Source organism: Brevinematales bacterium, from assembly GCA_026415355.1.
In the GTDB taxonomy this organism is placed as follows: Bacteria; Spirochaetota; Brevinematia; order DTOW01; family DTOW01; genus SKYB106.
Map to the genome: position 1 here is coordinate 1 of JAOAHF010000023.1, position 12,304 is coordinate 12,304.

General features: G+C 31.9%; 9 protein-coding genes. 6 read left to right on the forward strand and 3 right to left on the reverse strand.

Annotated features, from left to right (window positions below; all coding sequences use genetic code 11):
* On the forward strand, positions 1-216 hold a 216-nt coding region (locus N2712_07590; protein MCX8029837.1), incomplete at its 5' end, for a hypothetical protein.
* Positions 217-814: 598 nt separating this feature from the next.
* Here N2712_07590 and N2712_07595 read toward each other — a convergent pair.
* Entirely contained in the window at positions 815-3,238 is a 2,424-nt protein-coding gene (locus N2712_07595; protein ID MCX8029838.1) for an alpha-amylase family glycosyl hydrolase, read from the reverse strand.
* 147 nt (positions 3,239-3,385) lie between these two features.
* Between N2712_07595 and secY the strand changes: the two genes are divergently transcribed.
* Both secY and N2712_07605 read left to right on the forward strand, forming a co-directional pair.
* Positions 3,386-4,744, forward strand: coding sequence for a preprotein translocase subunit SecY (gene secY / locus N2712_07600; GenBank protein ID MCX8029839.1), 1,359 nt, complete (start codon positions 3,386-3,388; stop codon positions 4,742-4,744).
* Positions 4,737-5,903 carry an FAD-dependent oxidoreductase gene (locus N2712_07605; protein MCX8029840.1) on the forward strand — a complete coding sequence of 389 codons (1,167 nt, stop codon included), beginning with the start codon at positions 4,737-4,739 and terminating at the stop codon, positions 5,901-5,903. Before secY ends, N2712_07605 begins: the two co-directional genes overlap by 8 nt.
* Here N2712_07605 and N2712_07610 read toward each other — a convergent pair.
* Positions 5,878-7,614, reverse strand: a complete 1,737-nt coding sequence (locus tag N2712_07610) for a hypothetical protein (protein MCX8029841.1) — start codon at positions 7,612-7,614, stop codon at positions 5,878-5,880. The genes N2712_07605 and N2712_07610 overlap by 26 nt on opposite strands.
* A 275-nt stretch (positions 7,615-7,889) precedes the next feature.
* Between N2712_07610 and N2712_07615 the strand changes: the two genes are divergently transcribed.
* The 3 genes from N2712_07615 to N2712_07625 are packed head-to-tail and all read left to right on the forward strand — an operon-like array spanning position 7,890 to position 11,404.
* The gene (locus N2712_07615) at positions 7,890-9,227 is read left to right on the forward strand and encodes an SPASM domain-containing protein (protein MCX8029842.1); all 1,338 of its coding nucleotides are present in this window, start codon (positions 7,890-7,892) and stop codon (positions 9,225-9,227) included.
* Between the two features lie 60 nt (positions 9,228-9,287).
* Entirely contained in the window at positions 9,288-10,709 is a 1,422-nt protein-coding gene (gene dnaB, locus N2712_07620) for a replicative DNA helicase (GenBank protein ID MCX8029843.1), read from the forward strand.
* Positions 10,706-11,404, forward strand: coding sequence for an energy-coupling factor ABC transporter ATP-binding protein (locus tag N2712_07625; protein MCX8029844.1), 699 nt, complete (start codon positions 10,706-10,708; stop codon positions 11,402-11,404). Before dnaB ends, N2712_07625 begins: the two co-directional genes overlap by 4 nt.
* Before the next feature lie 35 nt (positions 11,405-11,439).
* Here N2712_07625 and hisF read toward each other — a convergent pair whose 3' ends face one another.
* A complete protein-coding gene (gene hisF / locus N2712_07630; GenBank protein MCX8029845.1) occupies positions 11,440-12,198 on the reverse strand; it encodes an imidazole glycerol phosphate synthase subunit HisF in 759 nt (252 codons plus the stop codon).
* Positions 12,199-12,304: the final 106 nt, after the last annotated feature.

The window sequence follows — 12,304 nt, forward strand, 5'->3', positions numbered from 1 at the left end:
GAGTTACTACTACTCAATATATTAGCACAAAGGGGAGAGGTAAGTATAGACGACTTGATTACCAGCAAACTTGATGATAAGGTATCTCAAGAATATAGAGATGGTATCCAAAGACTTAGTCTCTATGGGCTTGTGGAAGTAAAGGATGATAGGGTAATCCTAACACAAAGAGGATTGATAGTGTCAGGAGGACAAATACAAAAAGGACATGAATAGGTTCCTTATTAAAAGAAGGTGTATTGACGTATAGAGATGTTCTTATTCTTTTTGTTTCAGACTAGGTAGCTGGATTTTAAAAGGCTTCGTAGGGAAGTAAAGCAATACATAGAAAGAGTTAATTTAGAGCTTTGGAAATAGATTTCTTGAGATTAGTTGGAATACTCTTGAAATTGTTCTAATGATTTTGTATTATAGGAAGTTTATTATGTCCGTAAAATTGAATTTTGATTTTGGTATGAAAATGTGTGAGAACGTAAATCAAAGAAACTAGATGAGATGATGGATATAATTCTTAACGAGAAAGGTATGTTATCTAAGTAGTCTAGGGGGGTAAGAATAACTCAAAGGATGTTTGAATATGGATTTGTAGAAAAGTAGGGGAGAGAGTGTATTGAAAATACTCCGTATAACTTTAAAGATATACCTGACAGAAAAGGTGTCCTTATTGCTAGACAAGAAGAACGTTTTATACTAGAGGAAGATTTTATGGAATATATATTCCTTCTCTGTTGAACTTTCTTCTGCTTACAGGTTACCCCTTATGCAAGTTTATGAGAAGCTAAAAACTTTTATATCCTAAAAATGAATTCTTTGTTTACTTTATTGTATATGTAACAAAGTCGTCGATTACTGTCAGAGAGTTATAACTTGGATTTGGTAAAGGACCTGATGTTCCACCAGTTATAGAGTTATTATCATTATTGAAGGGAATAGCGCAGTATGCTGTTGATTCCCAATCGCCTCCTGAGAAGAAAGCAGATATCTTTATTGTATCGTTTAAACTTAATCTTAAGTAGGATAACGGTACTGAGATTTCAACAAACTTGTAAGCAGGATTTGCTCCTATTTTACCGCCTATTTCTGTAAGCTTTATATAGTTTCCATCTGCCCATACTATAAGTGTATGGTTTGTATCTCCAACGAAACTACTTGGAAAAGCTTTCATATGTATGAAAGCATCGTATTTTAGATTATTTGCTAGAATTACTTTCTTTGAGTAGTTGTTAAGGACTTGGATGTTTGTCAGATCTTTAGAATCTAAGTTAGTGCTTGGAATATCTATAACAATATAGATAGTATTTCCGTATGCTCCGGCTAAATTTAAAGTTTCCAATGCTATGTAGAGATTGGTTTGATCGTTTGTTATATACAATCCAAGAAATCCTCCGAAATCCCAGCCTTTGGTTTCTGTTTGGGTGTTTGTAATAGGACCTACTATTTTGCAATGGTTCCATATATATTCTTTGGTGCCGTTTATGTTTATTTCTGATGAAGTTGTGTTTGTTGTATTTGGGTGTAATAAAAATAGATAGGTTTTGTATATCGATGGTATTACTAAACCACTTGAGGAAAGATCTACTTTTACGTTTTTAGGTGATGACGAAAAATTTGCGACAACCATTATTGATTCGTTTGTTCCTATTCTTATGTATGACATTACTTGGTTATCTGTTGTTGATAGAAGCTTGAAAGTACCTCTTCTTAATGATGGGAAATATCTCCTTATGTTTACTAATTTTTTATAAAGGTTAAGTAGAGAATTTGCATCTGATAATTGGTATTCTACATTATAAGGATTTGAATTGTTTGCTATTGGTGTCCAGGGTGTTCCGGTTGTAAATCCTGCTTTGGAGCTACTATTCCAATGCATTGGAGTTCTTTTATCTATGTCTTCGTTTTGCGTTCCTCTTCTTCTCATTCCTATTTCGGATCCATAGTATACGAAGGGTGTTCCGGGGAATGTTAATAGTAATGTTGCTGATAGGAATTGTTCATCCCATCTTCCATAGAATTGATCTGATATTCTGCCGTGGTTGAAAAATATATCATCGTGATTATCCAGGAATGGAGCGAAAAATTTCCAAGGAATGTGACTAGGTTTGGTATTTATCATGTTAATAAGACTTGAAGGATTTTCATTTATTATCGATTGTACTACAGAGTAAGCGAAATCAAAGTTAAAACAGCTATCGAGTCTGTTATAATATCCAGACACTATAGAATTGTTTTCCCAAACTTCACCCACTGTATAGAAGTTGGGTTTAAGCGATTTTAAGTATGAATTGTATACTTGTAAGAATACTTTGGTTTGAATTGTATCTCTTTGTCCTTGTCCTGGACCTGTTTCAATTAAGTATCTTACTGCATCAAGTCTATATCCGTCTATACCTTTTGATAACCAATTTGATCCTATTTTGAATAATTCGTTTGAGACTTCAGAGTTTAGGATATTAAGGTCTGGCATACCACTCCAGAATGCACCGTAGTATCTCATACCTCTTGTATTATTCCAGTGCCAAACATTTCCTGCACTACCGCCTCCCCATGCATATCCCCACCCATTTAATTCACTTAAAGAAACATTAGTCCAAATGTACCAATTGGCTTTGTTTCCATTATTTGCTGAGTTTATAAACCATGGATGAGAGGAACTAGTATGATTTAAGACCATATCGAGTACTATTCTGATTCCTTTGTTGTGCGCTTGTGAAATCAAATTTAGAAATGAGGATATGTTACCATAATCTTCTTCTATTGAGTAATAATCTGTTGTATCATATCCGTGATATGAGGGTGATTCAAAGATAGGTAGTAACCATATAGCATTGAAACCTATGTTTGTAATATAATCTAGTTTTTGTATTATACCATTTAAATCCCCAATTCCATCTCCATTTGAATCATAGAAACTTCTTACAAATATTTGGTAGAAAATTGCGTCTAGGTACCATGAGCTATCGGTATCAATTGATCCAGATAGTCCAATGTTTGATAAAAGTATTACTTTTGCCTCAAATGGAGCTAGACTAACTTGAAAGTTTGTATAGTTTGTTGGGCTAAGATAGGAATAAAAAATAGTTTGTACTGATAGGTTTACAGATTGTTCGTTTACGTTATGATTTGGTAAAACTGTGGGATTAATGCTAGTTTGTTGCGGTATCTGTGTCGGAGAGCATGATACTGTAGTAATTATAATGACCGATAACGTAACTAGTATGAGATTTTTTCCATTTTTCATAGTTTAACCTCCTAGTGAATAATATGAGTTTGAGAATAATAATATAAAAGTTTAATCTACGTATATTTCAAGTTACTATTGATAATGTTGAATTTGAAATCGTTTTTGAGGCATTTTTAAAATTCCAAACAAAATGGGGAGATAATTATGTTAAAAGCCTTTATAAATATTTTTAAGGTAGAGTCATTAAGGAAGAGGGTTTTGTTTACTCTTTTTATTCTTATAGTTTTTAGGGTAGGTACTACAATACCTGTTCCTGGTATTGATTATTCGGTATTAGCGTTATATAGTGAAAGGTTTGGTCAAACGAATTTGGGAATTCTTGAGTTTTTTAACCTTTTTGCTGGTGGGGCTTTGTCTAATATAAGCATATTTGCTTTAGGTGTGATGCCATATATAAGTGCTTTAATTATAATACAGTTACTTGTTTATGTAATACCTGCTCTTGAGAAGATATCAAAGGAGCCTGATGGTAGAAGAAAAATAATGCAGTATGCTAGAATAGGTACAGTACCTTTAGCACTTATAGAAGCTTGGGGATTAAGTTTGTATTTTGTAAGAAATCTCAAGGCTGAAATATTTGCTAGAACTGGTCTTTCTCTCTATCCAGATACTGTTCTTTTCTATCTAAGTTTTCTGATTACTGTTACTGCTGGTACGATGTTTCTAGTTTGGATGGGAGAGCAAATAACTGAGAAGGGTATAGGTAATGGTATCTCTCTTATAATAATGGCTGGTATAGTAGCAAGGATACCAGAATCAATATACAATGTTTATAGGCAATTACAGGCTTCGGGTACAGTTGAAATAACTTTAATACTTGTTGTGCTGTTGTTTTTGGGTGTTATAATATTTGTTGTTTGGTTTGAGCAATCTGTAAGAAAGATACCTGTTAGTTATGCCAAGAGAGTAGTAGGTAGAAAAGTTTATGGGGGGCAAAGTACTTATATACCCTTTAAGCTTAATCCTGCTGGTGTTGTGGCTATAATATTTGCTTCAGCGGTTATGACGTTCCCTCAACAAGTACTTACTTTCTTTGGTGGTGCGGATTCACCAATAGTTAGAACTATAGCAGCTTGGTTGTCTTTTGAAGGTTGGTTGTATATTACTCTTTATATGCTTCTTGTGATATTCTTTTCTTACTTCTACACATTTATACAGTTTAATCCTCAAGAATTGGCAGAAACTTTACAGAAAAATGGTGGTTTTATTCCTGGTATTAGAGCAGGTGATCCTACTTACAGGTTTTTGAATGATACTCTCAATAGAATTTTGGTTCCAGGATCTATAATAGTAGGACTTATAGCAATTTTACCTAACATAATATATGGTTCTCTAAATGTACCAACGTACATAGCATATCTTTTAGGTGGTACTTCTTTACTTATAATGGTTGGTGTTGCCTTAGATACATTGACCCAAATAGAGTCTCAGTTGATTGTTCATCATTATGATGGTTTCCTTAAGAAAGGGAAAATAAGAGGTAGAGGTACAAGATATGTATAATATAGTGGTTCTAGGTGGAGGATATGCAGGTGTTAAATTAGTAAAACATCTTTTGTCCTATGCTAATAGATCATCAGTTAGTTATAAGGTCACTTTGATTGATAGGAATGAGTTTCAATGTCTTTTACCATCTCTGCCTGCTGTTATATCAAATAGGGAGGAAAAGGTTTTAGTTTATTACCGGGATATATTTTCTAGGTATTCTAATTTTGAGTTTATTAAAGGTGATATTGAAGCTGTTGATTTAAATTGCAAAGCTATTATACTTTATGATGGAAGAGAAGTACGATATGATCAGGTTGTTTTTGCTTTCGGTGTTGAACCATCTGATTTTGGTATTGAAGGTGTTAAAAGTTATTCTATAATGTTTTGGAATGAGAGAGATCTTGAAAAGTATGTTAGAAAAATAGATGAATTTATTTCAAATAACAAATCTCCAAGGATTGTTATTGTCGGAGCTGGACCTATAGGTGTTGAAGTTGCTTCAGAAACGTCTCATTATCTTAAAACTAAAAATATAAAACCTAACATACTAATATTGGAAGCCAAAGATAGATGTTTACCATCGTTACCTCCGAGTCTTGGTAGAACTGTAGAGTATTATCTTTTGAGAGAGAATGTAGATATAGCCTATAATTCTCTTGTTTGTAAGATTGATGATAAAAAGGTATATACGCTAGATGGAAGAGAGTTTGAATATGATATTATATTGTGGTGTAGTGGAGTTGTAGTTAATAGTCTAGTTAGAAGAATAGAGGATAAATCAAACATTAAGTTTGAGAAAGGAGCTCAAGGTAGGATAGTAGTTGATGAATCCCTTAGAGTTAAAAGTTTGGATAATGTTTGGGCTATAGGTGATATTGCCATTCCAGAGAATCAAAAAGTAGTTCCAATACCTTTGGCGCAGTTTGCTGTACAAATGGCTGATGTAGCTGGATTTAATATACCAAGATATTTGGAAGGAAAACCATTAAAAAAATTGTCATTATCTTTTAGGGGTATTATTATACAGATGTCAAAATTTTCTGCAGCAGCTATGGTTTCTAGGCCTTTTGAGATTATAATACCACCTAGTTTAATTGGAGTTTCAATGAGAAGATTTGTAGATTACAGCTATATTATCTCAATAGGTGCTAAACCTCGTAAATATCCTCTATAAACTTAGGTAGAATTATATCAATTGATTCTAAGTATTTGATATGTTTTTTTAATTCATTCTTTAAGTCGTTATAATCTTCTATTATGTTTACAAGGTATTGTTTTAGGTACTCCATAGATTTTATGGAGTCTTTTAATTCTTTTTCTTCTTTGTATATTCCATTTTGTATTTCGTTAAGTGAGTTTAGTATCGTCTCAGATTGTTCTATTATACTTGAAGGGTAAGATTTAGTCTCCTCTAGAATTCGCAGATTAATGTTTATATCTTCGTTTAGTTTCTGTACAATTGAATAGAGTTTTTTAACACTTTTAGATATCTCATTCATTTCGCTTATCATTGTTTTGATGTCTTTGTCTATTAGAATTTTTTCTTCATCTATGTACATTGATGTTACGGTTGAGTGTAATTCAAGAAAGAGTTTGTCTATTTTTTGAGATATTACGATAAACTTATCTTTATTTTGTTTGTCAAATTCTACTTTCTTAAGCTCAACATCAAATGATATTCTAAGTGAGTTTATTTTTGTTGTAGTTTTCATAATTTCGCTTACTATGCTGTTGAAGGATAGATACCTTTCAAGTATTTCTGGTACGTTTTTTGATGATGATTTTAGCATTTCAATTGTTTTGTTAATATTTTTTGATAGGCTGTCAATATTTTTTAGGTTTTCTGATATCTCTAGTGATATTACATTTACTGATGGAATTGTACTAGTTGTACTTTCTTTTAAGTTTGATAAGTTTGATATTAGTAGTTTTAAATCAGAGGATATTTTTTCTATACTATTTTCAATCAGTTTTTTAGAAGATAGTGTTGATTTTATAGTGTTTATGTCATTTTCTAAAATAGTTAAGAGTTTATTTGCCTTTTTTGGTATTTCATCTAAAATAGGTACTAGTTCTGATAAGTTTTTCTGCATGTTTTCAATATTTTTCTGAAATTGTCTTATTATTTTTATTAAACTTGTAGATGACGAGTATTGATTTGCTATGACTTTTTCGAGGTTTATATGTATTGAATAGAATTCTTCGGATATTATATTTTCTTTTTGACCTTTGTTTATGTTTAATTTAATAGTGTCGCTTATAATATCAAAATCGTGGTATATTATGTTATAGAATTTGTTAAGTGAAATGAAGATTATGATACCTGATACTATCGAAAAACCTATTTTTTCAATTGATGAGAAATAGGGTAAAACTCCCATTATTATTATTATGGATAGAGATGATGCTGTGAATGCTACAGATGAAATTAGTATTTGTTTAGATATTTCTTTTCTTACTCCTATAATGTCAACAAAGAATGGATTCATCGCGAAGGTAATTCCTATTTCAAATATAGTTGATAGGATTATGATTATTGCTACTAGATCTGTTTTTTTAGTTATTATTTCATTTGTAAGTGTTAAGAGAAGAAAAAGTAGAGATACTGTAGCTAAATTTATTAGTACACTCACTAAAATTATGGTACGGAACAAGTTTTGAATTTTTATTGAGTTCTTCAGAATGTTGAAAAATATAGACATAAGAATGAATTTGAGAACTGGTACTGTTGATATAGTTAGTCCTAAAGTGAGATAAAAAAAAGTGGTATCAGTAATTTCTGAGAAAAGTTTAAGGTAAAGTAAGATTACAGAGGAAGAAGTTATTAAAGTTTGGACTAAAAAAAGAGAGTAAACTCTATCGCTGTAGAGCTTGTTTTCTTCCATAACTTGATGATAATTATGGCAGTTATTATCTTTCAAGATAAGTGACTATATCATGTTTTTTTGGTAATCTACTTATTCAGTTAATATCGATTTTGTATTTTGATTTTGGTTTCAGTGGAAGTGGGAGTTAGGTAGATACATGAAAGTAGCACAGACTTCTTAGGCCTTAAAGTGGTATCTTGGAATTACTATTTTGAGATAACTTAATAAACGTATATCTATCTAGAGTTTGATCGGTGAAAAGAGTGGTTAATTTTTCTTATAATTAGCGTTGTATGATGAAGTTTGTGGTTATAAAAGATGTTGAATATTCAAATCCCCTGTTTGATAGGATACCATTTGATAAAGTTTTTGTTTCACCTGACTATAGAGATTTACTGGAATCCTTGGATGAAAATCGAAAAGTTGTTATAACTTGGAACTCTTCAACTTTGATAGATTTGTCTCTGGTTGAGAGGTTGTATTCTGAGGATGCTGAGATATCTTTTATATCGAATTTACCGAGTTATATGGAGTTTGAGGTATGGGATACAGAGTTTCTGAGAAAGGTTTTAAATAAATATCAAAGAGTTTCAAAACCCTTAAGGGATGTTATGTTGCCTATCGAGTTAGATGAATCTATTTACTACACTGATGTTTTGGAGGATGATATAAGATTATTTAGATGGTATCTTGATCCAAAGTCTTTCAAGGGACAAGAGTTGTCAAAAAAGGTTTTAGAATTTGTAGACTTGAAGAGTAATGTTGTATCTCAGCTCAGAGATTTTGTTAATGGTAATCCTAGCTTATTGGTTGAGATACCTTCTTTCTATTATGTCGAAGTATCTTCTAGTGGTGTTGATTCCGAATATTTACCTAGGTGGGTTAATTCTTATAAGGATATGTCACCTGATGAGTTTAGTTACATTGTTTCAAAAATCTTAGATTACTCAAAGACATTTGGAATGTGTATTGGTATTTTTAATGAACCTTTGTATGGTAAGTATATTGATGGAATACTTAGTAAGATACTTGAGTATAAAGGTAAAAAAGTTACTTTCATATTTACAACTTCGCTTGGTGTTTCAAACGAAATTCTAAAGGAAGTTTACAGAGAGACTATAGGTGTTGTTGGTTTTGAGAGTAGTTTTTTCAATGTGTTTGTTGACATACCTACTCATGTAAAAGAGAATTATTTGAGAATTAAAAAAATTGATTACGAAAAAGTTTTAAAGAATCTGAAAGAACTTTATGATATAGATCCTAGCAGAATTTATTTAAGATTTGTTAGGTATACTAGTAATGATAAAGATTTGCCATCATTCTATGAGTATTTTAAAGATTATAATAAGATAATACAAAAACCTCAGATAAGAGATCTTGTGTCTGTTGATACTATACTACCTACAAGAATACCATGCTACAAGTTATCAACCACATTAGTTGTACTTCCAAATGGTGATGTGCCTCTATGTATTAATGATGCATCTATTAGTGTTTTACTTGGTAATATGTTCAAAGATAGCATTGATAGTATAGCACTTGCAAAGAGTAAAATAATTTCTGAACATATGAATGGTAAGTTTTTTGGAGTTTGTAAAGATTGTGTGATATGGGATCAATTTGATTTGTGATTGTTTAGAGTAGATTAGAAATCGATTTTAGATATCAATTAGAATTTTCTAGGGGTTTCGATGAATATGAAATCAATGCCTCATGACGTTGAGGCTGAAAAAGCTTGTCTTGGTGCTGTGATAGTTGATAACGAGAAAATGTCGAAGATAATTGATATATTAAAAGAGGATCACTTTTATCTTGACAAGCATAAAGATATATTTAGAGCCATAATGGAATTATATGATGACAAAATCCCTATTGATATTATAACACTACAGAATAAACTTAAGGAAATGGGTAAACTTGAAGATATAGGTATTGCTTATTTGTCGTCTCTTTTGGATTCAATACCTGCTACTACTAACATTGAGTATTATGCTAGTATAATATATGAGAAGTATGTTTTGAGGTCTATAATAAGGGTTTCTTACGAGATTATAGACATTGCTATGAAGGAGAATGTTGATATAAATGAAGTAGTTGAGATGACAGAAAGAAAACTTTTGGAAGCCATAGATGTAAGAAGGCATTATGACTACTATAAGTTAAGAGACATAGTTGTTGAGACGCTAAAGGGAATACAGAGACTTGTTAAAGAAAAAACGTTGTATACTGGTATTCCTTCAGGATATAAGGCTATTGATGATATGACTGGTGGTTTTCAAAGAGGTGACTTGATAGTGATAGCTGGAAGACCAGGTATGGGAAAAACTGCTTTTGCTCTAAACCTATGTCTTAATATGGCTAAAGGTGATCCTGAAAGAGGAATACCTCCAAGAAGAGTTCTTATGTTTTCGCTTGAAATGACAAAAGAACAGCTTGTTCAAAGGTTATTGTCAAGTGAATCAAAAATTAATCAGAAGGACTTGAGAGAAGGTAGAATAAAAGAGTCTGATTGGGAAGCTTTACTTGAAGCTGCTATAAGGTTGTCATCTTTGGATATAATAATTGATGATACACCTTCTGCTTCTATAGTTGATATAAAATCTAAGTCGAGGAAGATATTTGCAAAGGAAAAAGGTGTGGATGCGATAGTTATTGATTATTTACAGTCAATAGAAGTTCCAAAAGGTGTATCTGTAATAAGAAGTAGGAATGAAGAAATAGGTTTTGTATCTCGAAGTCTGAAGGCATTAGCGAAAGAATTAAATGTGCCTGTTATAGTATTATCTCAGTTGTCAAGAAGTGTTGAGAAAAGAATTGATAAGAGACCTATACTTTCAGACTTGAGAGAGAGTGGTAACATCGAGCAGGATGCAGATATCGTTGCTTTTTTGTACAGGGATGAGTACTACAATCCTTCAACTGATAAGAAAAATTTGGTTGAAGTAATAATAGCAAAGCAAAGAAATGGGCCTGTTGGAACTGTTGAGCTTATGTTTATAAAAGAAACAAGTAAGTTTGAAAATTTATCTAGCGCAGATTTTTCTTATCAAAATCTACCTTCTTCAGTTTCAAGCTATGATTCAGATGATGATGATTTTGAGGAAGAAGAATGAGTTCTGTAGTGTTTGAGGGAGTTTATTTTTCTTATGCAAACAGAAAATATATATTTGAGGACTTAAGTCTGAGTTTTGAAGATTACGGTATAACTTGTATAGTGTCTGACCCTGGTAAAGGTAAAAGTACTTTGCTAAAACTAATCAAAGGTATTCTTAAACCAACTAGAGGAAGAATTGTTGTTTTGGATATTGATTTGTCTAATGCTACAAAGTCAACACTCATTAAGTTACATTCAAGAGTTTCTATACACTTTCAGGATACTTTTTTGATAAGTAATGCTGATGTATACAGCAACTTGACGTTACCTCTTCTTTACAATACTTCTCTATCTAAAAGAGAAATAGATTATGAAGTTGATAAAGCATTGGATCTGTTTGGGATTAAGAATATAAAATATGAAATGTCTTTTGAGCTTAGTCCTACCGAAGCTAAACTAGTTTCTTTATCTAGAGCATTTTTAAACAATCCTAGATTAGTACTTTTAGATGAACCGTTTGCTTTACTTGACAGTTACTATAGGGCAAGACTTTTAGAAGTTATAGAAGAGTTTAAAGGTAAATCGAAAATAATATTTACGACTTCGGAAGAAGTACTCGCTATGTCTTCAGAGTCAGTTCTTTATGTATTAAGTATAGAGAATTCTAAAAAGATATATTATATTCACAAAAGTGGTGATCTATTGGAAGAATAGTAGATTGAGATGGCTATTTGCTAGAGAGATTGATATTATTTTAATCTCACATGTACTCCATTTGAATGTAGGTATTCTTTTAGATCCTGTATATCGATCTCTCTGAAATGGAATACGGATGCTGCTAATGCTGCAGTACAAGTTGTCTTTGTAAAAACTTCTAGAAAGTGCTCTTTTTTACCTGCTCCCCCTGATGCTATTACTGGTATTTTTACGTTTTTTGATACTTCTTTCAGTATTTCAATATCATAACCATCTTTTGTACCATCAGCATCTATGCTGGTAAGTAATATTTCTCCTGCTCCTAATTTTTCAACTTCTATAGCCCATTCTATTGTTTCAAGACTAGTTTCTTCTCTACCTCCTTTTATAAATACTTTATGTCTTCCATTGACTTTTTTTGTATCAATAGCAACTACTATACATTGAGAACCAAACTTTTCTGCACCTTCTGATATTAGTCTGGGATTTTTTACTGCGGATGTATTGATTGAAACTTTATCTGCTCCTGCGAGTAACATCTCTCTGATGTCCTCAATAGTTCTAATCCCTCCACCTATAGTGAAAGGTATTGAGATATTGTCTGCTACTTTTCTTGCAACTTCAACTAGAGTATGTCTTTCTTCATAAGAGGCGGTTATGTCTAGAAATACTATTTCGTCAGCGCCGTTATTGTTGTATACTATTGCATTTTCAACAGGATCTCCTGCATCAATTATTTTAGCAAACTTTACACCTTTTACGACTCTTCCTTTGTCAATATCTAAGCAGGGTATTATTCTTTTTGCTAACATATTATTACTCCGCTAGTGTTTTTGGTTTTACTACTCTACCAAGGTTATACCTTTTGAGAATTTTATTTCACTGACTTTGAATTTAGCGAGTTCTTCTCCCATTTGG

Bases quoted from the DNA above. Each gene is read 5' to 3' on its own strand.
- N2712_07625 (MCX8029844.1), top strand. From the start codon at position 10,706: ATGAGTTCTGTAGTGTTTGAGGGAGTTTATTTTTCTTATGCAAACAGA.
- N2712_07610 (MCX8029841.1), bottom strand. From the start codon at position 7,614: ATGGAAGAAAACAAGCTCTACAGCGATAGAGTTTACTCTCTTTTTTTA.
- N2712_07605 (MCX8029840.1), top strand. From the start codon at position 4,737: ATGTATAATATAGTGGTTCTAGGTGGAGGATATGCAGGTGTTAAATTA.
- dnaB (MCX8029843.1), top strand. From the start codon at position 9,288: ATGAATATGAAATCAATGCCTCATGACGTTGAGGCTGAAAAAGCTTGT.
- hisF (MCX8029845.1), bottom strand. From the start codon at position 12,198: ATGTTAGCAAAAAGAATAATACCCTGCTTAGATATTGACAAAGGAAGA.
- N2712_07595 (MCX8029838.1), bottom strand. From the start codon at position 3,238: ATGAAAAATGGAAAAAATCTCATACTAGTTACGTTATCGGTCATTATA.
- N2712_07615 (MCX8029842.1), top strand. From the start codon at position 7,890: ATGATGAAGTTTGTGGTTATAAAAGATGTTGAATATTCAAATCCCCTG.
- secY (MCX8029839.1), top strand. From the start codon at position 3,386: ATGTTAAAAGCCTTTATAAATATTTTTAAGGTAGAGTCATTAAGGAAG.